Genomic DNA, 26080 nt, shown 5'->3' with positions numbered 1-26080 from the left:
TTCTTATTCGACCGCGATGGCGGTCACAGTTCCGTTTTGTGTTTGAAAAATCAGGTTTGAGCCGGCCACCAGCGGCGTGCCCACAATCGGGCTCCCGTCGGTTGCGGCGCGCGCCAGGAAAGAGCCATCTTCGCGCGACAGGAAGTGCACATAGCCTTCGTAGTCGCCAACCGCGACGGCGCGGCCATACGACAGCGGGGTCGACAGGCGGCGGAACGACAGTTTGTCGTTCTTCCAGCTGCTGGCGCCCGTGTCGCGGGTGAATGCATTGAGTGCTCCCTTGTCGTCCGGTGCGAACACGAACAATTGGTCGACGGCCACGCCGACGCTGGAGGACAGGTCGCGCGTCCAGCGCGCCGAACCGGTCACCAGGTCAAAGCAGCCTACGCGCCCTTGGTAGGAAGCGGCGCACACCTCGTTCTCGAACAGCACCGGAGCGCCGCCGATATCGGTAACGCGCTCCAGTTCGGTCGCGCCGCGCGAAATGCCGACCTCGACATCCCAGCGCGGTGCGCCGGTGGCGATGATCAGTGCGGACAGCTTGCCGCCCGGCTGCGCGACGATGACGTCGGTGCCGGCCACGATCATGCCCGGCGCATTGCGCAGGGTCAGTGGTGGCGCGACCTTCTGCACGGTCCATTTCTTGCTGCCATCGGTCGCGTCGACACCGACGATGCGGTTGTCGATCGAACGGGCGACGACGATGCCTTGCGACACGACCGGCGCCGACAGGATTTCGCTCGACAGCTGCGTTTTCCAGAGCAGCTTGCCGTCCATGTCGTAGCCCATCAGGATGCCCTTCTCGGCACCGACGACGATCAGGTTGCCATCCGTGCCCACGCCCGCCGACAGCTCGCTGTCGGCCTTGACGCGCCACAGCTGCTTGCCGGTGGCGGCATCGACACGCGCAATGGCGCCATCGGCCGCGGCCACGACGAGCGTGTTGCCGCTCAGCGCCGGCGAGAACTGGTAGCCCTTCGCCTTGCCGATGTCGAGTTTCCATGCGGTGCGCACGGCCATGCTGCCCTTGAGTTCGACGAGCTTGGCGGGTTGATCGCCCTTCTTGTCGGATGCAAATGGATTGAGCGAATTGAGGGTCGAGCAACCCGTCATCAGGGCCAGTACGCCGACGCCAACAAGCTTGCTGCTAATACGCATTATGTTCTACCTTGTTCCTGGACTATAAAGGACGCAAAGCCCGCGGCCGCTCGAAGGCGGACGCGGGCCATCTCATGCGAAAAATTTACGCAGCCGCTTTCTGGTCTGCGGCTGGCGCTTGGCCGTTCTTGTCTGCCGGCACCGTGCCGCCGATGGCTTCGAGCTTGACCTGCACCAGTTGACGGGCCGGGCTGGCGGCATCCATCGCGGCCAGTGCGGCGACATACGCAGCACGCGCTTCGTTCAGCTTGTTCTGGCCGACCAGCACATCGCCCTTGCGGTCGTTCACTTCAGCGGTGAACTGCGGCAGGAAGGTGCCATTCAAGACTTTCAGGGCCTCGTCGAAGGCTTTTTCATCGAGCAGCACGCCAGCCAGACGCAGCTTGGCAATCGACTTGTATTCGTCGTTGCCGTTGTCGGCCGCCCATTGCAGCTGGGCCTTGGCGGTTTTCAGGTCGTTCGCTTCGAATGACGTCTTGGCCGCGGCCAGGGCTGCCATCTGCGTGTATGGCGAATTCTCGTACTTGCTGCGGATGTCGCCGGCGATACGCTGCACCTTGGCATTGTCATTGGCCAGCAGCGACGTCTGCAGTTCGTCGTACAGCGCCGAGGCTTCAATCGACTTGTTGGCCTGGTGGGTTTTCCAGAAGTTCCAGCCGGCGAATGAACCGAGCGCCAGGATCAGGACCCAGACGATGATGTTGCCGTATTTCGACCAGAACGCCTTGAAGGAATCAAGTTGTTCCTGCTCTTGGTGATCGTATGCCATGTGCGTGTTCTTGTAGTGAGTGGATGGAATGCGTTGTACGACGGGGTTTAGTGCTTATGGATGTGATCGTGATCGTGACCGCAGTGTTCGTCATGCACGTGCGCGCCGGTGATCTGGTCGACCAGATAATCGACCACTTCCAGGAACGGCACGGTGCTCTGCTGCTGCTCGCCGATCTCGCCGCGCATCGTCTTCACGGCCGCGGTTTCGTTGGCGACTTCGTCCTCGCCAATGATCACGGCAAACGCTGCGCCCGACCCGTCGGCCTTCTTCATCTGGCTCTTGAAGCTGCCGGCACCCGACGGCGTTGCGCAATGTAACACAACATCCAGCCCGGCATCCCGAATGCGCTCGGCCAGGATGAAGGCTTGCAGCTGCGCCTTCTCGCCCTGATGGACCATGTAGACGTCGCATTGGTTCGGCTCGGCCGGCTCGCCCATCGCCTTCATCAGCTCGATGATACGCTCCATGCCCATCGCGAAACCGACGGCCGGGGTGGCCTTGCCGCCAAACGTTTCGACCAGCGGATCGTAGCGGCCGCCAGCGCAGATCGTGCCTTGCGAGCCGAGTGCATCGGTGACCCACTCGAACACGGTGCGGTTGTAATAGTCCAGGCCGCGCACGAGGCGCGGGTTGACCGTGTACTGCACCGCGTTCTGGTCCAGCAAGAACTTGACGCCGTTAAAGTGCGCCAGCGATTCTTCGCCCAGGTAATCAAGCAGGCGCGGGGCCGCGTTGACCATTTCCTGCATGGCAGGATTCTTGGTGTCGAGGATGCGCAGCGGATTGCTGTGCAGGCGGCGCTTGGCCTCGGCGTCCAGGATGCTTTCGTGCTGTTCGAGGTAGGCGATCAGGTCGGCGCGGTGACGCTGGCGCTCTTCGGCATTGCCGATCGAATTCAGTTCGAGGCGCACATTCTCGATGCCCAGGTCATCCCACAGGCGGCGGCACATCATGATCAGCTCGGCATCGATGTCCGGGCCCGAAAAACCGATGGCTTCCGCGCCGAACTGGAAGAACTGGCGATAGCGGCCGCGCTGCGGACGCTCGTGGCGGAACATCGGGCCCTTGTACCACAGGCGGCGCGGGCCGTCGTAGACCAGATTGTGTTCGAGCACGGCGCGTACGACGCTGGCCGTGCCTTCAGGACGCAACGTGAGCTGGTCGCCGTTCATCGAATCCTCGAACGAATACATTTCTTTTTCGACGATGTCGGTCACGGCGCCGATGGCGCGCGAGAACAGGCTCGTCTGCTCGACGATCGGCGTGACGATCTTCTGGTAGCCGTAGCTTTTCAGGATCGTTTCAGTGGTGTTCTCGAACAATTCCCACAGCGGTGCATCGCTGGGCAGGATGTCGTTCATGCCTTTGATGGCGACGATTTTTTCTGGTTTGGACATGGTAAGTAAACTCTTCGATCACCGCGTGCTGGCGCCGCGGCGGATTTTATTGTGCGACCGACTCGCGGCTGTAATTCTTCTTCACGTAATCGAGCACGATCGTCTGGAACTCTTCGACGATTCGCTCACCGCGCAGCGTGGCAAACTTCTGGCCATCGACAAACACCGGCGCCGCCGTCGATTCGCCCGTGCCCGGCAAGCTGATGCCGATGTTCGCGTGCTTCGATTCGCCCGGCCCGTTGACGATGCAACCCATCACGGCCACGTTCATGCCTTCCACGCCCGGATAGGTCTTTTTCCATTCTGGCATCTGGTCACGCAGGAAGGTCTGGATATTGTCCGCCAGCTCCTGGAACACGGTCGACGTCGTGCGGCCGCAACCCGGGCACGCGATGACCATCGGCGTGAACTTGCGCAGGCCCATCGTCTGCAGGATTTCCTGGCCGACGATGACTTCGCGCGTGCGGTCGCCGCCCGGTTCCGGTGTCAGCGAAATACGGATCGTGTCGCCGATGCCTTCTTGCAGCAGCACCGACAGCGCAGCGGTCGAGGCGACGATGCCCTTGCTGCCCATGCCCGCTTCGGTCAGGCCCAGATGCAGTGGGTAATCGCAGCGGCGGGCCAGTTCGCGGTACACGGCAATCAGGTCCTGCACGCCCGAGACCTTGCACGACAGGATGATCTTGTCGCGCGCCAGGCCCACTTCTTCGGCGCGAATGGCGTTTTCGATGGCCGACGTGATCAGCGCTTCGTACATGACGGCCTGCGCCGACCATGGATTGGCGCGCAATGCGTTCTCGTCCATGATGCGCGCCAGCAGCGACTGGTCCAGGCTGCCCCAGTTCACGCCGATGCGCACCGGCTTGTCGTACTTGGCGGCGATCTCGATCATCTGGGCGAACTGGGTATCGCGCTTGGCGCCCTGCCCCACATTGCCCGGATTGATGCGGTACTTCGACAGCGCCTGCGCGCACTCGGGATAGTCGCGCAGCAGCAGGTGACCGTTGTAATGGAAGTCGCCGACCAGCGGCACATCGACTTCCATGCGGTCGAGCTGGGCGCGGATCGCCGGTACGGCCGCTGCTGCTTCAGGCGTGTTCACCGTGATGCGCACGATCTCGGAGCCGGCACGTGCCAGCTCCTTGATCTGGATCGCGGTACCGATCGCGTCGGCAGTATCGGTATTGGTCATCGACTGGATGACGACGGGCGCATCGCCACCGACCCACACCTGGCGCGCGCCGTGCGCGACCAGGACCTTGCGGCTGGCGCGGCGGGCCATTGGGCCCGATGGAATGGCGGCGGCCGATGCGTACTCGGGGATTGGGGCTTCGTTCAAGGAATTCATGTTGGTTCCAGCGAGTGATCAGCTTATTTCAGGGCCACGCGTGCGATGGTCTTGCCCGGCTGCTGTGGCAGCGGGACATTGGCGCCGCGCAGGGTCGCGGTCACGGCACCCGGCACGCCGACGGTCAGGTTGACGGGGCCGGCGACCTCGACCGACTCGGTGCTGCCGGCCTTGACCAGGCGCGAGATCAGCGGACGACCGCCGCCGCTCGGACGCACTTCGATCCACGAATCGGCGCGCACGTTCAGCACCAGCGTGTTGACGCCTGCGGCAGCCGGTGCCGCAGCAACTGGTGCCGGCGTGGCGGTAGCCGGTGCAGTGACCGGCGCAGCGGCAGGCGCCGCTGCGGGTGCGGCCGGCGTCGTCGGCGCCGTCGTTGGCGCCGTCGTTGGCGCGCCCGCCGGGGCCGTGCCCTGGCTCGATGGCGACGGCACCGAAATGAGCGGCACCGACGGATTGATCAGGCCCTGCTGGACCGGCGCGGCAGTACCCGGTGCCACGACGCCGGCAGCCGGATTCTCGAGCACCATCGTATCGCCCGATTCGACATCGCGGTTCAGACTTGGTATCAGGTCGAACTGCCAGGCCGCAACGGCGGCGCCGGCCACGATGACCACGGCGGCGATCCAGCCCAGTGGCAGACTGCGGCGCTTGCCATTGATCGGGAACCGGGTTTCCGAGAACGCCGCCGGTTTTTGTTCACGGCGCGCAGCAGCCATCGCCGACTGGGCGCCAGCGCGGGCTTCCGGCGGCATGTTCAGTTCGATCATCGACACCAGTGGCGCCGCGTCGATGCGCAGCAGCTTGGCGTAGGCGCGCACGAAGCCGCGCGTAACGGCCGGGCTGGGCAGCGACGCGTAATCGCCTGCTTCCAGCGCCAGCACCTGGCGCGGCGCCAGCTTGAGCTGGTCGGCAACCTGCTCGACGCTCCAGCCCATGGTCTCGCGCTGGGATTGCAGGGTCTTGCCAGGGATGCCGGACGCGTTGCCCGGTGCGGCTGGCTGGTCTGCTTGCTCGTTCATTGTCCTTGTCCTTGTCCTTGTTCTTCTTTACTCACCAAACGCCCCGCGCTCGTACGCTGCGTACTCGGGCGAACCGGGGAAGCGGCGCCGCAACTGGGCTGCCAGCGACGCTTCATGGGTCCGGTCACCCGCCTTGCGGCCGATGCGCATGGCAAGCCACAGCGCATCGGCCGACAGCGTCTCGAGCTTGGCTGTCTCGAGCAGACGGTTGATGAAAAAACCGGCGCGCTCAAGGTCGCGCCGCTCGTAGTACACCCGCGCCAATCCGGTATTGACCGTTGGCAGACCGGGGTTCAGACGCAAGGCTTCGAGCAGATAACGCTCGGCCGCATCGTTGTTCTGGTTCTTGATGCTGCACACGCCCGCATTCACCAGCGCACTGAGCGGCGTCTGGTAAGTGGGGTTCTTCAGTGCGGCATCGAAATAACGCATTGCCTCGGCCGGACGGTTGACCGACTGGCATAAAAACGAACCGAAGTTGTTCGAAAACTCGGGGTCGTTCGGGCGCAGGCGCAGCGCCTGCTGGTAGTTCTCTTCAGCCAGCGGATACTGGCCCATTGACGTGTAGACCAGCGCGCGCAAGCCGTACGCGTCGGCATAGGCGGCATCGGCCGCCAGCGCCTTCTTGATTTCGTCGAGCGCGATCTCGTACTTGCCCTGCTGATAATAACCGACCGCCAGTTGAATGCGGATCGACGCACGCTTCTCGCCCGCCGTCTGGTCCGACGCCGTCTTGAGCTCGCCGGTGGTACCCGACCCGCTGCCCGCGTTGCTGGCGCATCCGGCCAGCAGGGTCAGGGTCGAGGCGAGTGCAAGCGCGGCGGCGGCAAGCTTCATCAGGTCGGGATCTCCACGATGCGCCCGAAGTCGGCGCCAAACTTTTTCTGGTACTCGGCCATTTTTTCCATGCGCTCGACTACCCGGGTGCGGTCCTTGACCTCACCGGCCAGCTGGCCGCAGGCGGCGTCGATATCGTCGCCGCGCGTCTTGCGCACGGTGGTGACGATGCCGGCATCCATCAGCACCTGGGCAAACGCCTTGATGCGGGGATTCTTGGAGCGGAACAGGCCGGACTCGGGGAACGGATTGAACGGAATCAGGTTGAACTTGCAGTTCACGCCGACGACGGGGTCGTTGACCAGTGCGATCAGTTCGCGTGCGTGCTCGTCGCTGTCGTTGAAGCCGTCGAGCATGCAGTATTCAAAAGTGATGAAATCGCGTGGCGCAAACTCGAGATAGCGCTTGCAGGCGGCCATCAGTTCGCGCAGCGGGTATTTCTTGTTCAGTGGCACCAGGATATCGCGCAGCGCATCGTTCGACGCGTGCAGCGACACGGCCATGGCCACGGGCACGTCCTGCGACAGCTTGTCGATGTTCGGCACCACGCCCGAGGTCGACAGGGTCACGCGGCGGCGCGACAGGCCGTAGGCGTTATCGTCGAGCATCAGCTTGAGCGCGGTAACGGTGGGTTCGTAGTTCAGCAGCGGCTCGCCCATGCCCATCATCACCACATTGGTGATCTGGCGTTCGCCCTTCGGGCCCGGCTCGATGCCTTTGGTGCGGCGCAGCTCGAACTCGGCCATCCACAGCTGGCCGATGATTTCGGCGACTGTCAGGTTGCGGTTGAAGCCCTGCTTGCCCGTCGAGCAGAAGCGGCAGTTGACGGCGCAGCCGGCTTGCGTGGAGATGCACAGCGTGCCGCGGTTTTCTTCCGGGATGAACACGGTTTCGACCGCATTGCCATTGCCGACATCGACCAGCCACTTGCGCGTGCCGTCGGTGGACGTGTTGTCGCTGACGATGGCTGGCGCGCGCACTTCGGCGCGCGTGCTCAGCTTTTCACGCAGCGATTTGGCCAGGTCGGTCATGCTGTCGAAGTCCGCGGCGCCAAACTGGTGAATCCAGCGTTGGAGTTGCTTGGCGCGGAACGGCTTCTCACCCAAGTCGGCGCAATAAGCGACGAGTTGCGCGGGATCGAGGTCCAGCAGGTTGGTGAGCGTCGTCATGGCAAAAATTCCTCAGTTTCAGCACCCGCTCGCGTCAGCCCTTGGCCGCAGGCGAGCGGGTTACTCATTGCATTAGTCCGGGGAGAATGCTCCGGGGCGCGCCCGGACTGCGCTCCCCCTTACTAATTAACGCGAGTAGACGTTCAGTGCCGGGAAGTAGTAAGCGATTTCCACAGCAGCGGTTTCGGCAGCGTCCGAACCGTGAACAGCGTTGGCATCGATCGAATCAGCGAAGTCAGCGCGGATGGTGCCGGCGGCAGCTTTCTTTGGATCGGTTGCACCCATCAGGTCGCGGTTTTTCAGGATCGCGCCTTCGCCTTCGAGGGCGGTGACCATGACTGGACCCGAGATCATGAACTCGACCAGGTCCTTGAAGAATGGACGTGCAGCGTGCACAGCGTAGAAGCCTTCGGCTTCAGCGCGCGACAGTTGCACCATGCGTGCAGCGACGATCTTCAGGCCAGCTTCTTCGAAACGGCTGTAGATTTTGCCGATCACGTTTTTTGCGACTGCGTCAGGCTTGATGATGGACAGGGTGCGTTCGATTGCCATGAGAAAACTCCAATAAAATGAAAGGTTTAGAACTGAGCGATGTAAACAAACTTTGGGACTCAATTAACCTTCAATTTTACCATATCCGCCCCGAAAAGCTCATATTGCGGTGGCGGTCGGCAAGGTGGTACAGTGGCGGCAAATCTACGTCCAGCTTCTTGATCAAACTTCATGCTCGTTTAAGTCACGTGTTATAGGATGATAGGTAGTTGCTGTACAGTACCTGCAGTTATTCATTTCTCCGGAGGCACTATGTATCCTAGTACCCAAAGTACCATCGACCTGACCAAAGGTGGCCAGGCCTCGCGTAACAAAGTGCTACGCAATACTTACTGGTTGCTGGCGCTGTCGATGATCCCGACCGTGGCAGGCGCCTTCCTTGGCGTGTCCATGGGTGTGGCGCTGTTCAGCGGCATCCTCGGCTTCGTGATCTTCATGGCAGTCGCATTCGGCTTCATGTGGGCGATTGAAAAGAACAAGGACTCGGGCCTGGGCGTTGCCCTGCTGCTGGGCTTCACGTTCTTCATGGGCCTGATGCTGGCCCCGCTGCTGACGCACACGCTGAACTATTCGAACGGCGGTAGCCTGATCATGACCGCCTTCGGCGGCACCGCGATCGTGTTCGCCGTGATGGCCAGCATCGCCACCACGACCAAGCGCGATTTCTCGGGCATGGGCAGCTGGCTGATGGCCGGTGTCGTCGTGCTGCTGCTGGCGGTCGTCGCCAACATCTTCCTGCAGATGTCGGTGCTGTCGATCGTGATCTCGATCCTGGCGATCGGTATTTTCTCGGCCTTCATCCTGTATGACGTCCAGCGCATCGTCAACGGCGGCGAAACCAACTATGTCACCGCCACGCTGTCGATCTACCTGAACGTCTTCAACATCTTCTCCAGCCTGCTGCGCCTGCTGGGCATCATTGGCGGCGACGACTGATCGTCCTCCGTCCCAATAAAAAAACCGGCCACTGGCCGGTTTTTTTTCGCCCACTTCCCTACCAAAAGCGGGGGTCAGGTCTGACATTCGGACACGGGCTCAGCCTTGATCACCTCCACAGCCGGGGTCAGGTCTGACATTCAGACACGACCTCAGCCTTAGCCATCTCCAACGGTGTCTCGCTCAAAATTAGCATGGCACGATGCCGGCTAGCTTCCACTGCCCGACTGTCGAGCTCGTGTCCGAATGTCAGACCTGACCCCGGCTTTTCAGATCCATTCTTCTGCTGGGGCTGGCTTTTCGCCCAGCTCGAACACGCCGATGGATTCTACGTGCGAGGTGTGCGGGAACATGTTGACGACGCCTGCCTTCGTCATCACGTAGCCGGCTTCGTGCACGAGGATGCCGGCGTCGCGCGCCAGTGTCGACGGGCTGCACGAGACGTACACGATCCGCTGCGGCATCAGGTGCTCGTGGGTGGTGCGCAGCTCGGCCAGCGACTGCGCCAGCGCCATCGCGCCATCGCGGGGCGGGTCGATCAGCATGCGGTCGAACCGGCCCAGCGCCACGAGGTCTTCTTTGGTCACGTCGAACAGGTTGCGGGTCGAGAATGACGTTTTGGCCGCCAGGCCATTGGCGCGGGCATTGTCCAGTGCGCGCTCGGTCAGCGCGGTGCTGCCTTCGATGCCGACCACCTCGCGCGCCTGGGTTGCCAGCGGCAGCGTGAAGTTTCCCAGGCCGCAGAACAGGTCGGCCACGCGGTCGGTCGGCTGCACGTCGAGCAGGCGCAGCGCCTTCGAGACCAGCACGCGGTTGATCTGGTGGTTGACCTGCGTGAAGTCGGTCGGCTTGAACGGCATGCGGATGCCGAATTCGGGCAGCGTGTAGTACAGGTCGGTGCCCAGCGGATAGTACGGATGCGCCGAATCGGGCCCCTTCGGCTGCAGCCACCAGTGGATCTTCCATGTGTCGGCGAATGCCTTGAGCAGCGTTTCGTCCTTGCGGCTGAGCGGCGCCATGATGCGCAGCACCAGCACGGTCGATTCTTCGCCGATCGCCAGCTCGATCTGCGGCACATGGTCGATGACCGACAGCGCTGCGATCAGATCGCGCAGCGGCACGATCAGGCGCGCGACGTGGTCGGGCAGGATCTCGCAGGTGACGATGTCGGCCACCAGCGCCGAGGCTTTCTCGTGAAAGCCCACCATCACCGTGTTTTTCTTCGGCACATTACGCACCGACAGGCGCGCGCGGTAACGGTAATCCCAGGTCGGGCCGTACATCGGCCGCAGGATGGTCTCGGCCTTTACCTTGGCGATGTGCTTGAGGTTATCTTCGAGCACGCGCTGCTTCATCGCGACCTGCGCGCCCGGTTCCAGGTGCTGCATCGAGCAGCCGCCGCAGTAACCGAAGTGGATGCATTTCGGCTCGACCCGCATGGACGACGCGCGCTGCAGCGTGACCATGCGGCCCGCTTCCCAGTTCTTCTTTTTCTTGAGCGTCTCGTAGCTGACGCGCTCGCCCGGCAGCGCGCCTTCGACGAAGACGACTTTACCGGGCGAGCCGTCGGCGTTCTCGAGGTGGCCAACGCCGCGCCCGTCCATGTCGAGGGATTTGATGTCGATGAAAATGTCGTGCATGGGCGATCAGAAAGGAGTGAGCGTCGAGGGGAGGATGCGCTGGCGGCGCGGCCGCACAGGCGCGCGCATGATAGCAAGGAAACCGATGAGGCGCTACAACCTGCCCCGATGGTTCATAACAGCGCGTCGCGGACCACGCCACGGGCGGCCATCGCCCGCTTGAGTTTCACGAGCGCTTCCTGCTGGATCTGGCGCACCCGCTCGCGCGTGACACCCAGCTCGTCGGCCAGCGTCTCGAGCGTGGCCGGCTCGTCGTTGTCCAGGCCGAAGCGGCGCGTGACGACCAGGCGCTGCTTGTCAGGCAGGCGCGCCAGCCAGTCGCGCACCAAGAGCGCGGCTTCCTGCTGCTCGGCATGGGCGTCGGGGCTGCTCTCGCCGTCATCGGGCAGCACGTCCATCAGGCTCGATTGCGGATCGTTGTCGAGCGGCGCGTCGAGCGAAGTAGGATGTTCGGACAGCATCAGGATGTCTTGCACCTCCTCGACCGGACGGCCGACCAGGCTGGCGATATCCTCGCTCGAGGCTTCCTTGCCGTCGTGGGTTTGCGCTTCGAGGTGATATTTGGCACGCAGCACGCCGTTGAGTTCACGCACCATGTGCACGGGCAAGCGCACCGTGCGCGCCTGGTTCATGATCGCGCGCTCGATGCTCTGGCGAATCCACCAGGTGGCGTAGGTCGAGAAACGAAAGCCCCGCTCGGGCTCGAACTTGTCGATCGCGCGCATCAGGCCAATATTGCCTTCCTCGATCAGGTCGAGCAGCACCACGCCGCGATTGATGTAATGCTTGGCGATCGAGACGACCAGGCGCAGATTGTGCTCGATCATCGTCTGGCGCGCGCCGAAGTCCCCCGCCTTGGCCAGCGTGGAAAAATGGACTTCCTCGGCGTGGGTGAGCAACGCGCGGGTGCCGATCTGGTTCAGGTAATGCTGGGTGGTATCGGTCGCGAGCTCGGCCTGCAAGACCTTGCGCAGCTCGTCGACCGTATCGACGACGACGGCAACCGCCAGTGGCTCGCCGTCGCCCGCAGCAGCCACCGGCTCGCTTTCCGGGTCATCCGGAAACTCGTCGGTGTCCTGCGAATCGAGCGAGTGCGGCGGCTGTGTCATACCATCCTATCGAACGGGCAGGAACCTCGTCGGGTCGACCGGCTTGCCCTGCTGGCGAATTTCGAAGTGCAGCTTGACCAGGTCGGCGTCGGAATCGCCCATTTCGGCGATCAGTTGGCCCTTGGCCACGTTGTCGCCTTCCTTCACGACAATCTTGCGATTGTGCGCGTAGGCCGACAACAGGCTGTTGCTATGCTTGACGATGACGAGGTTACCATAACCGCGAATCCCGCTGCCAGCGTACATGACCTTGCCGGAACCGGCGGCCACCACGGGCTGGCCAGCCCTGCCGGCGATGTCCAGGCCCTTGTTGCGGCCGTCGTCGAAGGTGGCGATGACGCGCCCTTCCGATGGCCACATCCAGCTCAGGCGCGCTTCGTCGCTTGCACCGGCAACCGGGGCTGCTGGCGCTGCCGGCACGACCGGCGTGACAGCCGGGACGCTCGGGCGCGTATCGGCCACCGTGGTCTCGGTGGCTGGCTTCTTGTCGACGCGCGGCTCGGTCTTGCGCGGCGCGCTGGCGGCCGGCGGCATCGGAATCGGCTGGGTCTGGACGTTGGCCGTGCGCTCCCCGCCCGGCGGGCTCACGCGCAGCACCTGGCCGACCTTGATGTCGTCCGGATTGGCCAGCTTGTTCCAGTCCACCAGGTCGCGGTAGTTCTGGCCGAAGTCGAAGGCGATGCGCAGCAGCGTGTCGCCCTTGCGCACGGTGTACATGCCGCGCTCGTCGTGCTTGGGGGTATCATCGACGCGCACCGGGGCCGGGCGGGTCTGGACGGGTGCGGTACCGCGCTCGACGACGGGCGCCTGGCGGGTCGTGGTGGAACAGCCGGCAACGAGGCCGATGATGATCGTCAGGAGGGCGAAACGCGGTGCTTGTGTCATTGGCATTCTTTAGTCTTGTCGGCGTACTGCGGGCCTGGCGGCCCAGATTGAAATTAGATGGTGCCCGGGCGCAGGGGCACGAAGTGGCACGCTTCCAGCGTTTCGCTGGTCCACTCGGCCTTGCCGGTGCGGGTTATGCGGTGCAGGTGCTGCACCTCGGCGCCAACGGGCGCGACCAGATGCGCACCGATGGCCAGCTGCTCAAGCAGCGCGCGCGGCACATCGAGGCCGGCGGCCGCGAGAATGATACCGTCGAACGGCGCCACCTGCGGCAAGCCTAACATACCATCGCCATACTGCAAACGCAGGTTCGATATGCGCATCGGGCGCAGATTGGTTTTGGCAAGCTCGTGCAGCGCCTTGATGCGCTCGATTGAATACACGTCCTTTGCGACGAACGACAGCACCACGGCCTGATAGCCGCAGCCCGTGCCGATCTCCAGCACGCGTTCGAGCTTGCGGCCAGCGCACATCATGTCGATCATGCGCGCCACGATGTAGGGCTGCGACATTGTCTGCTGATGGCCGATCGGCAGCGAGGCATCGACATATGCCTGGCCCGACATCGCGGGCTCGAGGAACAGATGGCGCGGCACGATTTCCATGGCGCGCAGCACCTGCGGATCGTTGACGCCCTGGCGCGCGATGCGCGTGACCATCGCGCGGCGCACCGCTTCGGTGGCAGCCAGGTCCGAACGCTGGGCGGTCGGCGCACCGGTCGCGGCCTGCACATAGCCAGGCGCGCGTGCGGCCGGGCCGGCCTCCGGCGGCGCCTTGCTGCCGCTGGCGGCGTTGCGGGTCGCGGTCTGTGGCGTGAACACCGGCGCTGGCGCGCCGGGCTTGCGCATGCCGCTGGTCGTCGATGAGAGGGGCAACGGGAAGTTCGGACGCGCGTCCTTCATGGCAAGGCTCCAGCCAGCAGATCGAGCTGGGTCTTGTGGGTGAGGTCAATCTGCAGCGGCGTGATCGACACCCGCCCCTGTGACGTGGCGTGAAAATCGGTGCCCTCGCCCGCATCGAGGCAGGCGCCGGGCGCGCCGATCCAGAAGATCTCGCGCCCGCGCGGATCCTGGGCGCGGATGACGGGTTCGGCCTGGTGGCGGCGGCCAAGGCGGGCCGGCGTCAGCGGGCCGATCTGCTCGTACGGCAGGTTCGGGATGTTCACGTTGAGCAGGAACGGCGACGGCAAGGCGGCAAACCCGCCCGCCGCGAAGCGCTCGACGATGTCGCGTGCCACGCGGGCCGCATCGTCCACGTGGGCCCAGCCGCTGTTGACCTGAGAAAACGCGATGGCCGGCACGCCGAACAGATACGCTTCGGTGGCCGCAGCCACGGTGCCGGAATACAGCGTGTCGTCGCCCATGTTCTGGCCATTGTTGATGCCGGAAACCACGAGGTCGGGCAGCGCGTCGGACATCCCGGTCAGCGCGATGTGCACGCAATCGGTCGGCGTGCCATTGGTGAAGTAAAAGCCGTTGGCCGCCTTGTGGACCGACAGGGGACGGTCGAGTGTCAGCGAGTTGGATGCGCCCGAGCGGTTGCTGTCGGGCGCGACGACAACGATCTCGGCGATTGGCGCGAGCGCGTCCGCCAGCGCCTGGATGCCAGGCGCGAGATAGCCATCGTCGTTGCTAATCAGTATCCGCATGGAGGCGATTTTACCTGAAGCAACGCTTGTATCGACACCTGGTGGCGGAAAAATGCGGCCGGATTTCATGATCCGAGACGCTGGATGCCGCTTTGACACGCCACCAGGAAGGATGTCTTATCGAATTGACAAGCAGCGTGGCAAGAGCGGCAGCAGCCGAACAACCACGCTCCCGGGCTGAGGTTCAAGCATCCGTGCCGACGCCGCTGTCATCGTCCTCTGCTGCCGCCGGATCGAAGAAGCGCAGCACGTCTTCCTGCACCCGCGTGCGCTTGAACGACGGCAGGCTCTGCCAGATGCGGCGTCCGTACGGCTTGGTGATGAGGCGCGGGTCGCAGATCATCAACACGCCCCGGTCGTCGACGTCGCGGATCAGGCGCCCTGCCCCCTGCTTGAGCGTGATGATCGCCTCGGGCAACTGGTGGTGCATGAAGCCGTTGAGCCCCTGCTTTTCCATGACCTCGATACGCGCGGCCAGCACCGGATCGTCCGGCGGTGCGAACGGCAGCTTGTCGATGATCACGAGCGACAGCGCATCGCCGCGGACATCGACGCCTTCCCAGAAGCTCTGGCTGCCCACCAGCACGGCATTGCCGGCGGTGCGGAACGAATCGAGCAATTCAGTGCGGCCCCGCTCGCCCTGCACGAACAGTGGGAAATCCCAGCCGCGCTCGGCAAACTCCACCCGCAGGCGTTCCGCCACCTTGTTCACGGCGCGAATCGTCGTGCACAGGAAGAACGTGCGCCCGCCAGCGGCCTTGATCACCGGCAGCGCGGCATCGACGACAGCATCGGTGTAGACGGCGGCCTGCGGTTCCGGCAAGCCGGTCGGCACGTACAGCAAGCCCTGGTTCACGTAGTCGAACGGGCTCGGCCATGTCTTGGCCGGCTCCCCCGTCAGCCCAAGCTGGTCGGAGAAATGCTTGAAGTCGTTTTTGACTGCCAGCGTTGCCGACGTGAAGATCCAGCTGCGCGGCGTGCCTTCGCGCTGGTTGGAGAAGATCGGTGCGATCGACAGCGGCGTCTTGTGCAACTGCAGCGACGACGCGAACGCTTCGGCCCACAGTACCGCCTGCTCAGCGGCAGGGGCCTTGGCGTCGGGCTTCCAGCCGTCGATGGCGGCGGCCAGGTCGTGCGCCCGCACGCGGCAGGCTTCGATCGTTTCGGCGCGCGCGGCGTTTTCTTCGAGCACGGTGATCATCCCCGCCAGCTCGGCCTTGAGCTTGTCGAGCGCCGGGAAGAACTGCGACGTGGGCATGATCTGCGGCAGCGACAGGCGCAGATTGCCTTCACCAAACGCCAGGCGCAGGTCGCGCGCCGCTTTCTCGACCACGGTCACCACCTTGGCCCAGTCCGGGCCACCGCGCGCATGCGCCAGGCCTTCGGCCAGCACGTCACGGCACAGTTCGAGCACCTGCGAGGTCGACACCGACTGGCCGAAGAACAGCGTCGCCGTGTCGGGCAGCTGGTGCGCCTCATCGAAGATGATGGTGTTGGCCGACGGCAGCAGCTCGGCCACGCCGGTGTCCTTGAGGGCCACATCGGCAAAGAACAGGTGGTGGTTGACGACGACGATGTCGGCCTGCTGCGCTTCGCGCCGGGCCTTCATGACGAAACAGTCCTGGTAGTACTGGCATTCGGCGCCCATGCAGGTGTCGCGCGTGGACGTGACGAGGTTCCAGACCGTGGCGGTTTCGGGCACCTTGGCCAGCTCGGCCTTGTCGCCCGAGTTGGTCATTTTGATGAAGCGCGAAATTTCGCGCAGGTGGCCGACGTCATCGCGCGACGTCAGACGGCCATTCTGCAGCGTGCGCTCGAGATGGAAATGGCAGACGTAGTTCGAGCGGCCCTTGAGCAGCGCCACCGAGACCGGTGCGCGCAGCGCGGCGCGGATGGTCGGGATATCGCGCATGAACAACTGGTCCTGCAGGTTCTTGGTGCCGGTCGAGACGATCGTCTTGCCGCCCCACAGCAGCGCCGGGACCAGGTAGGCGAAGGTCTTGCCGGTGCCCGTACCGGCCTCGGCCATGAGCACTTGCTGGTTGTCGATGGCGTGGGCGACGGCCTTGGCCATCTCGGTCTGGGCCTGGCGTGGCTTGAAGGTGCCGACGGCGGGCGCGAGCGGGCCGCCCGCACCGAACAGGCGGTCGAGGTCAGCGTCGTACTTGCCGGCAGGGGTAGCAGAGTCGGTCGACGCGGCGGAATGTGCTTCCACGGCGCCAGTGGCCGACCCAGCCGTCCCGGCCGGCTCTGCGGCAGGGCCGGGAACAGGGAGATGGTCGGTCAATGTATGTGTCGTAACTTATCTTGAAGAAACGTGGCTTGCAGCAATGGCTCAGGCCGGGATATCGGGGACCAGCTGCATCTTCAGCAGCGTAATATGATCTTTGAGCTGCAGTTTACGCTTTTTGAGGCGGCGCAGTTGTAACCCGTCGGCGTGACCGTCCGCCGTCAACATGGCGATGACGGCATCGAGGTCGCGGTGTTCCACATCGAGTTCAATAATACGGCGCTGGATGTCCTGGACATCGATCATGATGGTCTGTTCCAAACAGTGTTTACAGATGGGATTGTGGGAATGGGAGCCGGTCGGCGCTGGCGCAGCGGGCCTTCCAGTATTGCCGTAAGCAAATCTTCTTGCTTGTTGGTTGGTTCTCGGTGCATAGTTTAATCCACGCGGTCATTGCCGCCAACAAAGATTGGCGTCAGGCCTAAGAAAACAAGCATTTATGACTTCCTACAGGATCGAAGCGGGTACCGCGCAACACATCGGTAACCGTCCCCAACAAAACGATCGCGCCGCCCTGTTTACGGGCGCGCGCGCGCCCGGCTATGTGCTCGCGGTGCTCTCTGACGGCATCGCCAGCCCGGCCGGGGCCGAACAGGTGTTGCACACGGCGCGCCAGGTATTCGACGAATTCAAGCCGGGCGACCATCCGGACATCGAGCGCCTCGCGCAGCTTCTGCACGAGATCATCAGCGAAACCCACACGGTAATCAAGATGAACGCCGTCGCCGGCAAAACCGAACTCCATGCCAGCTTCGTCGGCCTGGTCATCAGTCCGCATGGTGAGGCGGTCTGGGCCCACGTGGGCGACTCGCGCCTGTACCGCTTCGAGCACGACAAGTGCGCGATGCGCACGAGCGACGTCGCCTATGTCGAGCACCTGATCTCGAGCGACCGCCTGCCTGCCGATGCGGCGCGCAACCACCGCCGCTCCAAGCTGCTGCTCAATGTACTGGGAAACAGCCGCAAGGAGCCGTTCGTTACGACTGGCAGCCACACGGGGCTGGTCGCCGGCGACAGCTTTTTGCTGGGCTCCGATGGCCTGTGGCACTTCTTCACCGACGCCGAACTGGCCGCCGTAACCGCCAAGTCCACGCCGCGCCAGGCCGCCGAAAAGCTCATCAGCAAAGCCGGTGAGCGTTCTCAGGGCAAGGGCGGTAATTGCACCATGGCCATCGTCAAACTGGTCAAACCGCCCAGCGCCTAGTTGCTCGCTGCAGGCGGCTGGCCCGCCTTCTTTGCCGCGTCGTCAGCGGCGCGCTTGGCGGCCTTTGCCTCGCGCTCGGCGACACGACGCGCGACCTGCTTCTGACGCTCGAGCGATTCCACACGCCGTGCTTCGGCCGCCGCCACATTCTGGGCTGCCCTCGCCTGGGCGCTCTGGGTGCGGGCCGCGTTCTCCTGCAGGCGTTTGGTGCGGGCTGCGCGCGACTCCGCCGGCGTCGTGCGCGGCGCTGGCAAGGCAGTACTTGGTGGCGCCTTGACGGCCGGTGGATTGGCCGCCAGCTCGGCTTCTTCTTTCTGGAAGGCCGCTTCGGACACGGCCAGCGCGCGGTCGCGTTCATCGACCTTGGCCTGGCGCAGGTAGCGCGACGCTTCGATCTCGATGGCGCGCTGCTCCAGCAGCGCCACGCGCTGCTGCTCGCTTGCCTCGTCCAGGCAACGGGTCACGAAGAATTTGTCGTAGCAGACCACTTCGCGTTCGGCGTAGCGGGTTTCGATGGCGCGGCGCTCGGCGGCCACGGCTTCCAGGCGCTGCTGGGCCTGCGCGGTCGAGGTCGATGCGGGCGGCGGCACCTCCGGCGCGGCCGGCTGTGTCGTCGAGCAGGCCGCCAGCAGGCTTGCCAGGGCCAGCAGCGCGCCTGCGCGCAGCGTGGTAATGCGTGTCATGTGGATCCTTGTTGTCGTGCCTGGCCGTATCAGGCGATCTTGTCGGCCGCGCCGCGCCGCTCGGAGAGCATGTATTCGCGCGACTGCATCTCGATGATACGCGATACGGTCCGGTGGAATTCATTGGCCAGCTGGCCTTGCGTGTAGAGTTCTTCCGGCTCGACCGCCGCGGACATGATCAGCTTGACCTTGTGGTCGTAGAACACGTCGATCAGCCAGGTGAAGCGGCGCGCTTCGGACGACTGCGAGGCCGACATCGCCGGAATACCGGACAACACCACCGTGTGGAACTGGCTGGCCAGTTCCAGGTAATCGTTCTGCGAGCGCGGGCCGCCGCACAGCGTGGCGAAATCGAACCAGATCACGCCGCCGGCACGGCGCAGCGCGCGGATTTCGCGGTTCTCGATGTGCACGATCGGCGCTTCGTCGGCGATGTCGGCCACCTTGGCATAGGCATCGCGCAAGGCGCGGTCGGATGCGGCATTGAGCGGCGTGTAATACGCTTCGACCTGCTCGAGCGCGCGCTTGCGGTAATCGTTGCCGGCATCGACGTTCAGCACGTCCAGCTTGGCCTGCAGCAGCGCGATGGTGGGCAGCATGCGGTCGCGGTGCAGGCCGTCCGGGTACAGCGTCGACGGCTCGTAGTTCGACGTCATCACGAAGCTGACGCCATTGTCGAACAGCGCCTTGAGCAGGTTGTACAGGATCATCGCGTCGGCGATGTCCGAGACGTGGAATTCATCGAAGCAGATCAGCCGGTATTTCTTGGCGATGCGCTTGGCCACTTCGTCGAGCGGATCGGCCACGCCCTTCAGTTCATCCAGTTGCCCGTGGACAGCGCGCATGAATTCATGGAAGTGCAGGCGCGTCTTGCGCACCACCGGCACGACCGAGTAGAACGAGTCCATCAGGAACGATTTGCCGCGCCCCACCCCGCCCCACATGTAGACGCCCTTGGGCACCGTGGGACGGTTGATCAGACGCTTGAAAGCGGACGACCGCTGGGCCTTGTAGGCGACCCAGTCGTCGTACGCCTGCTGCAGGCGGTCCACTGCCATTTGCTGCGCGGGGTCGGACGTGAAACCACGCGCGTTAAGCTCGTGCACATAATATTCTTGAACGTTCATGGGATACCGATAAAAACATGGGGTGGACGGCGACGCCGACCACCCCATGGAGTTCACGCGCCGGCAAGCATGCCGGCGAAGTTTCTGCTGCTTAGAAGTTCAGCGAACGCTTGTCCACCGCCAGAGCGGCTTCTTTGGTGGCTTCGGACAGCGACGGGTGCGCGTGGCAGATGCGCGCGATGTCTTCGGCCGAGGCCTTGAACTCCATCGCGACGACGGCTTCCGAAATCAGCTCGGACGCCATTGGGCCCACGATGTGCACGCCCAGGATTTCGTCGGTCGTGGCATCGGCCAGGAACTTGACCATACCCGACGTGTCACCCAGCGCGCGCGCACGGCCGTTGGCCATGAACGGGAAGGTACCGGCCTTATAGGCGATGCCTTCGGCCTTGAGCTGCTGCTCGGTCTTGCCGACCCACGAAATCTCTGGCGACGTGTAGATGACCCAAGGAATCGTGTTGAAGTTGACGTGACCATGCTGACCGGCGATACGCTCGGCCACGGCAACGCCTTCTTCTTCGGCCTTGTGCGCCAGCATCGGGCCGCGCACGACGTCGCCCACTGCCCACACGCCTGGCAGGTTGGTACGGCACTCGTCGTCGACGACGACAAAGCCGCGCTCGTCGAGCTGCACGCCCACGGCTTCGGCGTTCAGGCCGATCGTGTTCGGCACGCGGCCGATCGAGATGATCAGGCGGTCGAACGTGGTGCTCTGCTCGGCGCCGGTGCTGTCGGCATACGCCACGGTGACGTTGTTCTCGCCCTTGGTGATCGCGCCGATCTTGCAACCGAGGTTGATTTTGAGGCCCTGCTTGACGAACAGCTTGTGCGCTTCTTTGGCGATCTGCTCGTCGACGGCGCCCAGGAAGGTCGGCAGACCTTCGAGCACGGTGACGTCAGCGCCGACACGGCGCCAGACGCTGCCCATTTCGAGGCCGATGACGCCGGCGCCGATCACGCCCAGCTTGCCCGGGACTGCATCGATGGCCAGTGCACCGGCGTTCGACAGGATCAGTTTCTCGTCGAATTCGGCGCCTGGCAGCTGGCGTGCGTTCGAACCGGTCGCGATGACCACGTTCTTGGCGGTCAGCGTGTCGGTGGTCGGGCCGCTGACGTTGATGGTGTAACCGCCTTCGGCAGTGCCGGCGAACGCGCCGCGGCCGTGGAAGAAGCTGACCTTGTTTTTCTTGAACAGGAACAGGATGCCGTCGTTGTTCTGCTTGACGATCGTATCCTTGCGACCCAGCATCTTGCCCAGGTCGAGCTCGAGTCCCGAGACATTGATGCCGTGGTCGGCAAACGCGTGACCGGCGTGCTCGAAGTGCTCGGACGACTGCAGCAGTGCTTTCGACGGGATGCAGCCGACGTTGGTGCAGGTGCCGCCCGGCGCAGGCTTGCCGGCAGCGTTGCTCCATTCGTCGATACAGGCAACCTTGAAGCCCAGCTGGGCTGCGCGGATGGCAGCAATGTAACCGCCAGGACCGCCGCCGATGACGACGACGTCAAATTGTTTATCGCTCATTACATGATTCCTTTTTTATTCTTCCGGAACAAATACCCACAGCAGCAGGTAGATCAGGATGCCGAAGCCGAACGTCAGGACGAACAGCACGAAGATCAGGCGCCAGACCCACGACTCGAGGCCATAGGTGCGCGCCAGGCCGCCACACACGCCGCCGAGCCAGCGATCGAGCCGCGTGCGGCGCAGGCCACTCAGCAGATCATCGCGGTGCGTGTCGAACGACGAGCCGCTCGTGAATGCGCTCTCCTTCGTCAGGCTGACGGTAGACGCGCCGGACAGAATGCGCGCCTTGGCCTGTTCGAATTCGGCGTCGGACAGCGCGCCCGCCTGGTGCAGCTCGTGCAGCCGCTTGATTTCGTCTGACAGCATGTCGTTCTCCGGCAAACTATGACCGGCGCCACGGGGCGCCGGCCAGGTTGAGACTTACAGGTCCAGCAGCAGGCGGGCCGGGTCTTCCAGCGCATCCTTCATCGCGACCAGGCCCAGGACGGCTTCGCGGCCGTCGATGATGCGGTGGTCGTACGACATGGCCAGGTAGTTCATCGGACGGATCACGATCTGACCGTTTTCGACGACCGCGCGGTCCTTGGTCGCGTGCACGCCCAGGATGGCCGACTGTGGCGGGTTGATGATCGGGGTCGACATCATCGAACCGAACACGCCGCCGTTCGAGATCGAGAACGTACCGCCGTTCAGATCGTCCAGGGTCAGCTTGCCTTCCTTGGCTTTCTGGCCGAATTCACCGATTTTCTTTTCGATATCGGCGATCGACATCTGGTCGGCGTTGCGCAGGATCGGCACCACCAGGCCACGTGGCGAACCGACAGCGATACCGATGTCGAAGTAGCCGTGGTAGACGATGTCGTTACCGTCGACCGACGCGTTCAGCACTGGGTACTTCTTCAGTGCGGCAACGGCAGCCTTGACGAAGAACGACATGAAGCCCAGCTTGACGCCGTGCTCTTTCTCGAACTTGTCCTTGTACTTGTTACGCAGGTCCATGACTGGCGCCATGTTCACTTCGTTGAACGTGGTCAGGATGGCGTTGGTCGACTGCGATTGCAGCAGGCGCTCGGCGATACGGGCGCGCAGGCGGCTCATCGGCACGCGCTCTTCCGGACGGTCGCCCTGGCTGGCAGGCGCGGCGGCAGCGACTTGCTGCAGTGGCGCTTTGGCAGGTGCGGCAGCTGGTGCTGGTGCAGCGGCTGGCTTGTTGGCAACGGCGGCCAGGGCGTCGCCCTTGGTCACGCGACCATCACGGCCCGAACCATCGACGCCAGCGGCGTTCATGTTGTTGTCAGCCAGGATCTTGGCAGCGGCAGGCATCGCGACGCCAGCCTTCGACTGGTTCGAGGCAGCTTCCGGAGCCGCTTGCGATGGCGCGGCAGCGATCGGTGCGTTTGGCGCGGCCGATGGAATGGCTTTCACTGGCAGCGGGCTGGTCTGCGCCGATGCTTCGGTGTCGATGACGGCGATGACTTCACCGGCGACGACGGTTGCGCCGTCGGCCTTGAGCAGTTGCACGATCACGCCGGCGCTTGGCGCTGGCAGTTCCAGGACCACCTTGTCGGTCTCGATGTCGATCATGTTCTCGTCGCGATCGACGGACTCGCCGACTTTCTTGTGCCAGGACAGCAGGGTCGCTTCAGCAACCGATTCCGACAATACAGGGACCTTGACTTCGATTTGTGCCATTTAAAACTCCAGTAATTATTCTTTGCAAGAAACCCCGACGCGTCGCGCCGGGGTCGTGGTCTTACTTATTGGTGATCACTTCGTCAGGATGAAGCCCTTGAGCTTCGAGAACGCCGTCTCCAGCAGTTCTTTCTGCTGCGCGATGTGCTTGTCGGCATAACCGACCGCAGGCGACGCCGAGGCGGCGCGGCCGGCGTACGCCAGGCGCTGGCCATCTTCCATGCCTTCGAAGATGTTGTGCTGGATCTGGAACCATGGACCCTGGTTTTGCGGCTCGTCCTGCACCCACACCACTTCGCCGGCGTTCGGAAACTTTTTCAGTTCGGCGCCGAACGACTTGTGCGGGAACGGGTACATCTGTTCCATGCGGATGATCGCGGTGTCGGTCACGTTGCGCGCCTTGCGTGCATTGACCAGGTCGAAGTAGACCTTGCCCGAGCAGACCAGCACGCGCTTGACCTTCGATGCGTCGATCTTCTCGTCGCATTCGCCGATCACGGTCTGGAAACCGCCCTTGGCCAGGTCGGTCAGCGGCGAACCGGCATCCTTGTTACGCAGCAGCGACTTCGGCGTGAAGATCACCAGTGGCTTGCGGAACTGGCGCACCATCTGGCGACGCAGCAGGTGGAAGATCTGGGCGGCGGTCGTTGGCTGGACCACTTGCATATTGTTGTCTGCGCACAGTTGCAGGAATCGCTCGATACGTGCCGACGAGTGCTCCGGACCCTGGCCTTCGTAGCCGTGTGGCAGCATCATGACCAGGCCCGACGCGCGGCCCCACTTCACTTCGCCCGAGGCGATGAACTGGTCGATGACGACTTGCGCGCCGTTGACGAAGTCGCCGAACTGGGCTTCCCAGATCGTCAGCGTGTTCGGTTCGGCGGTCGAGAAACCATACTCGAACGCGAGCACGGCTTCTTCGGACAGCACCGAGTCGATCACGGTGAAGTTGGCCTGGTTCTCGGACACATTGGCCAGCGGCAGGTAGATGCCCTGGTCCCAACGTTCACGGTTCTGGTCGTGCAGCACGGCGTGGCGGTGCACGAACGTGCCGCGGCCCGCATCCTGGCCCGACAGGCGGATGGCGTAACCCGACGACAACAGCGACGCGTAGGCCAGGTGTTCACCCATGCCCCAGTCGAGGTTGACTTCGCCGCGGCCCATATTGGCGCGGTCAGCCAGCACCTTGTCGACCAGCGAGTGCGGCTTGAAGTTTTCTGGCGTGGTGGTGATGCGTTGCGCCAGGCGCTTCAGTTCGGTCAGCGGCACAGCCGTATCGGCCGCGTCGGTCCACTTCTTGTTCAGGAACGGCGCCCAGTCGACGGCGTACTTGTTCTTGAAGTTGGTCAGCACCGGATCGACCGTGTGCTTGCCGGCGTCCATCGCATCGCGGAACGCAGCGACGAGCTTGTCGCCGCCATCGGCTTCGATGGTGCCCTGCGCTGCCAGCTTTTCGGCGTACAGCTTGCGGGTACCCGGGTGCTTGGCGATCTTCTTGTACATCAGCGGCTGGGTCAGCGCTGGCGTATCCTGCTCGTTGTGGCCCAGCTTGCGGTAGCAGATGATGTCGACGACGACGTCCTTGCCGAATTCGGCGCGGTAGTCGAGCGCGATCTGGCTCGCCAGCACGACGGCTTCAGGATCGTCGGCGTTCACGTGCAGCACCGGCGCTTCGATCATCTTGACGACGTCCGAGCAGTACAGCGTCGAGCGCGCATCGCGCGGATCCGACGTCGTGAAACCGATCTGGTTGTTGATGACGATGTGGACCGTACCGCCCGTACCGTAGCCGCGGGTCTGCGCCAGGTTCAGGGTTTCCATGACCACGCCCTGGCCGGCGAATGCAGCGTCGCCGTGCACCAGGATCGGCAGCACTTCCTTGCCCTTGCGGTCGCCACGGCGTTCCATGCGCGCCTTGACCGAACCTTCGACAACCGGGTTGACGATCTCGAGGTGGGACGGGTTGAAGGCCAGCGACAGGTGAACCGGACCGCCTGGCGTGGTGATGTCGCTCGAGAAGCCCTGGTGGTACTTGACGTCACCGGCTGGCAGGTCGTCGGCGTGCTTGCCTTCAAATTCTTCGAACAGGTCGGCCGGGCTCTTGCCCAGGGTGTTGACCAGGACGTTCAGGCGGCCGCGGTGGGCCATGCCGATAACGATTTCCTGGACGCCCTTTTCACCGGCGCGCTGGATGACTTCGTCCATCGACGCGATGAATGATTCGCCACCTTCGAGCGAGAAGCGCTTGGCGCCGACGTACTTGGTGTGCAGGTAGCGCTCGAGGCCTTCGGCCGCGGTCAGGCGCTCGAGGATGTGTTTTTTCTTTTCGGCCGAGAAGGTCGGGGTCGAACGGATCGATTCCAGACGCTCTTGCAGCCAGCGTTTTTCGGTCGGATCGCTGATGTACATGAACTCGGCACCGATCGAGCGGGTGTACGTGTCACGCAGCATGTTCAGGATATCGCGCAGGGGCGCGGTGTCTTGACCGAAATACGTATTGGTGATGTTGAAGACCGTGTCCATGTCGGACTCGGTGAAGCCGTAGAACGCAGGATCGAGTTCTGGCAGCAGTGGACGTTCCTGGCGCTGAAGCGGATCCAGGTTGGCCCAGCGCGAACCGAGGTAACGGTAGGCGGCGGTGATCTGGGTCACGGCGACGCGCTTGCGGCCCAATTCGGAGTCAGCCGAAGCGACCACGGTGCGGATCGGGCCTTGCTTGGCGCGTTCGGCGAACGACGCAATGACCGATGAATGGACGACGTCAGGACGGTTCGAGCCATCGACGGCCGGCACGTGCTGCATCTGGTCGAAGTAGGCGCGCCAGTTTTCTGGCACCGACGTCGGATTGTCCAGATAGGCCTCGTACAACTCTTCCACGTACGGGGCATTGCCGCCGAACAGGTATGAGTTGGCGTTTTGTTGTTGCATCATTCTTGCTCACCTTTCTTTTCGCGCTTCGCGAGGGTTGGGCGGGTTATTTAACCTTCCGCGACACGGCCTGACCGTTTAGCGGATTGCACTTCAAGACATCAAGTTGTGGGGGAAGGACTGTTTCAGTACCGATACATGTGCAAAATCCTGCCTGT

At 63.5% G+C, this 26080-nt stretch carries 23 protein-coding genes; 2 read left to right on the top strand and 21 right to left on the bottom strand.

Translation table 11 applies throughout. The annotated features are described in order from the left end of the window. Nucleotides 1-3 precede the first annotated feature (3 nt). From bamB to ndk, 8 genes are all read right to left on the bottom strand, one after another. A complete protein-coding gene (gene bamB / locus IFU00_05680) occupies nt 4-1158 on the bottom strand; it encodes an outer membrane protein assembly factor BamB (GenBank protein MBD8541777.1) in 1155 nt (384 codons plus the stop codon). Between the two features lie 85 nt (nt 1159-1243). Then, nucleotides 1244-1927 carry a tetratricopeptide repeat protein gene (locus tag IFU00_05675; protein ID MBD8541776.1) on the bottom strand — a complete coding sequence of 228 codons (684 nt, stop codon included), beginning with the start codon at nt 1925-1927 and terminating at the stop codon, nt 1244-1246. 47 nt (nt 1928-1974) lie between these two features. Continuing rightward, nucleotides 1975-3327: a histidine--tRNA ligase gene (gene hisS, locus IFU00_05670; protein MBD8541775.1), complete on the bottom strand. Its 1353-nt coding sequence runs from the start codon at nt 3325-3327 to the stop codon at nt 1975-1977. Nucleotides 3328-3373: 46 nt separating this feature from the next. Next, on the bottom strand, nt 3374-4675 hold the full coding sequence (ispG, locus tag IFU00_05665) for a flavodoxin-dependent (E)-4-hydroxy-3-methylbut-2-enyl-diphosphate synthase (GenBank protein MBD8541774.1): 1302 nt from the start codon (nt 4673-4675) through the stop codon (nt 3374-3376). Between the two features lie 23 nt (nt 4676-4698). Beyond that, on the bottom strand, nt 4699-5697 hold the full coding sequence (locus IFU00_05660; GenBank protein MBD8541773.1) for a helix-turn-helix domain-containing protein: 999 nt from the start codon (nt 5695-5697) through the stop codon (nt 4699-4701). Between the two features lie 27 nt (nt 5698-5724). Continuing rightward, entirely contained in the window at nt 5725-6534 is an 810-nt protein-coding gene (gene pilW / locus IFU00_05655; GenBank protein MBD8541772.1) for a type IV pilus biogenesis/stability protein PilW, read from the bottom strand. Then, nucleotides 6534-7703 carry a 23S rRNA (adenine(2503)-C(2))-methyltransferase RlmN gene (gene rlmN, locus IFU00_05650; GenBank protein ID MBD8541771.1) on the bottom strand — a complete coding sequence of 390 codons (1170 nt, stop codon included), beginning with the start codon at nt 7701-7703 and terminating at the stop codon, nt 6534-6536. The genes pilW and rlmN overlap by 1 nt, the downstream gene beginning before the upstream one ends. Before the next feature lie 126 nt (nt 7704-7829). Then, complete coding sequence (gene ndk / locus IFU00_05645) at nt 7830-8255, bottom strand: nucleoside-diphosphate kinase (GenBank protein ID MBD8541770.1); 426 nt, start codon at nt 8253-8255, stop codon at nt 7830-7832. A 252-nt stretch (nt 8256-8507) separates the two neighbouring features. Here ndk and IFU00_05640 point away from each other — a divergent pair, with 252 nt between their 5' ends. Further along, nucleotides 8508-9191: a Bax inhibitor-1/YccA family protein gene (locus IFU00_05640; protein MBD8541769.1), complete on the top strand. Its 684-nt coding sequence runs from the start codon at nt 8508-8510 to the stop codon at nt 9189-9191. 269 nt (nt 9192-9460) lie between these two features. On the opposite strand, the gene rlmD is transcribed toward IFU00_05640, so the two are convergent. The 7 genes from rlmD to IFU00_05605 form a co-directional block, all read right to left on the bottom strand. After that, nucleotides 9461-10831, bottom strand: a complete 1371-nt coding sequence (gene rlmD / locus IFU00_05635) for a 23S rRNA (uracil(1939)-C(5))-methyltransferase RlmD (GenBank protein MBD8541768.1) — start codon at nt 10829-10831, stop codon at nt 9461-9463. Nucleotides 10832-10944: 113 nt separating this feature from the next. After that, on the bottom strand, nt 10945-11940 hold the full coding sequence (rpoS, locus tag IFU00_05630) for an RNA polymerase sigma factor RpoS (protein ID MBD8541767.1): 996 nt from the start codon (nt 11938-11940) through the stop codon (nt 10945-10947). Between the two features lie 6 nt (nt 11941-11946). Beyond that, nucleotides 11947-12825, bottom strand: a complete 879-nt coding sequence (locus IFU00_05625; protein ID MBD8541766.1) for a peptidoglycan DD-metalloendopeptidase family protein — start codon at nt 12823-12825, stop codon at nt 11947-11949. A gap of 53 nt (nt 12826-12878) precedes the next feature. Beyond that, entirely contained in the window at nt 12879-13727 is an 849-nt protein-coding gene (locus tag IFU00_05620) for a protein-L-isoaspartate(D-aspartate) O-methyltransferase (GenBank protein ID MBD8541765.1), read from the bottom strand. Continuing rightward, on the bottom strand, nt 13724-14473 hold the full coding sequence (gene surE / locus IFU00_05615) for a 5'/3'-nucleotidase SurE (GenBank protein MBD8541764.1): 750 nt from the start codon (nt 14471-14473) through the stop codon (nt 13724-13726). The genes IFU00_05620 and surE overlap by 4 nt, the downstream gene beginning before the upstream one ends. A gap of 184 nt (nt 14474-14657) precedes the next feature. Next, a complete protein-coding gene (locus tag IFU00_05610) occupies nt 14658-16688 on the bottom strand; it encodes an ATP-dependent DNA helicase (protein ID MBD8541763.1) in 2031 nt (676 codons plus the stop codon). A gap of 120 nt (nt 16689-16808) precedes the next feature. Continuing rightward, nucleotides 16809-17009, bottom strand: a complete 201-nt coding sequence (locus IFU00_05605) for a DUF465 domain-containing protein (protein ID MBD8541762.1) — start codon at nt 17007-17009, stop codon at nt 16809-16811. 193 nt (nt 17010-17202) lie between these two features. Here IFU00_05605 and IFU00_05600 point away from each other — a divergent pair, with 193 nt between their 5' ends. Then, nucleotides 17203-17967, top strand: a complete 765-nt coding sequence (locus IFU00_05600) for a serine/threonine-protein phosphatase (protein MBD8541761.1) — start codon at nt 17203-17205, stop codon at nt 17965-17967. Here the strand turns inward: IFU00_05600 and IFU00_05595 are convergent. From IFU00_05595 to IFU00_05570, 6 genes are all read right to left on the bottom strand, one after another. Further along, complete coding sequence (locus IFU00_05595) at nt 17964-18650, bottom strand: hypothetical protein (GenBank protein ID MBD8541760.1); 687 nt, start codon at nt 18648-18650, stop codon at nt 17964-17966. The genes IFU00_05600 and IFU00_05595 overlap by 4 nt on opposite strands. Nucleotides 18651-18679: 29 nt before the next feature. Next, nucleotides 18680-19777, bottom strand: a complete 1098-nt coding sequence (locus tag IFU00_05590) for an AFG1 family ATPase (GenBank protein MBD8541759.1) — start codon at nt 19775-19777, stop codon at nt 18680-18682. Nucleotides 19778-19868: 91 nt separating this feature from the next. After that, nucleotides 19869-21299 carry a dihydrolipoyl dehydrogenase gene (lpdA, locus tag IFU00_05585; GenBank protein MBD8541758.1) on the bottom strand — a complete coding sequence of 477 codons (1431 nt, stop codon included), beginning with the start codon at nt 21297-21299 and terminating at the stop codon, nt 19869-19871. Between the two features lie 15 nt (nt 21300-21314). Beyond that, nucleotides 21315-21668, bottom strand: a complete 354-nt coding sequence (locus IFU00_05580) for a PspC domain-containing protein (protein MBD8541757.1) — start codon at nt 21666-21668, stop codon at nt 21315-21317. Nucleotides 21669-21722: 54 nt separating this feature from the next. Beyond that, a complete protein-coding gene (gene odhB / locus IFU00_05575; protein MBD8541756.1) occupies nt 21723-22994 on the bottom strand; it encodes a 2-oxoglutarate dehydrogenase complex dihydrolipoyllysine-residue succinyltransferase in 1272 nt (423 codons plus the stop codon). 75 nt (nt 22995-23069) lie between these two features. Then, complete coding sequence (locus tag IFU00_05570; protein ID MBD8541755.1) at nt 23070-25925, bottom strand: 2-oxoglutarate dehydrogenase E1 component; 2856 nt, start codon at nt 25923-25925, stop codon at nt 23070-23072. Between the last annotated feature and the right edge of the window lie 155 nt (nt 25926-26080).

It is taken from the genome of Oxalobacteraceae sp. CFBP 8761 (assembly GCA_014841595.1).
Classification (GTDB): Bacteria; Pseudomonadota; Gammaproteobacteria; order Burkholderiales; family Burkholderiaceae_D; genus Telluria.
This window is presented reverse-complemented; position numbering and strand designations above follow the sequence as displayed.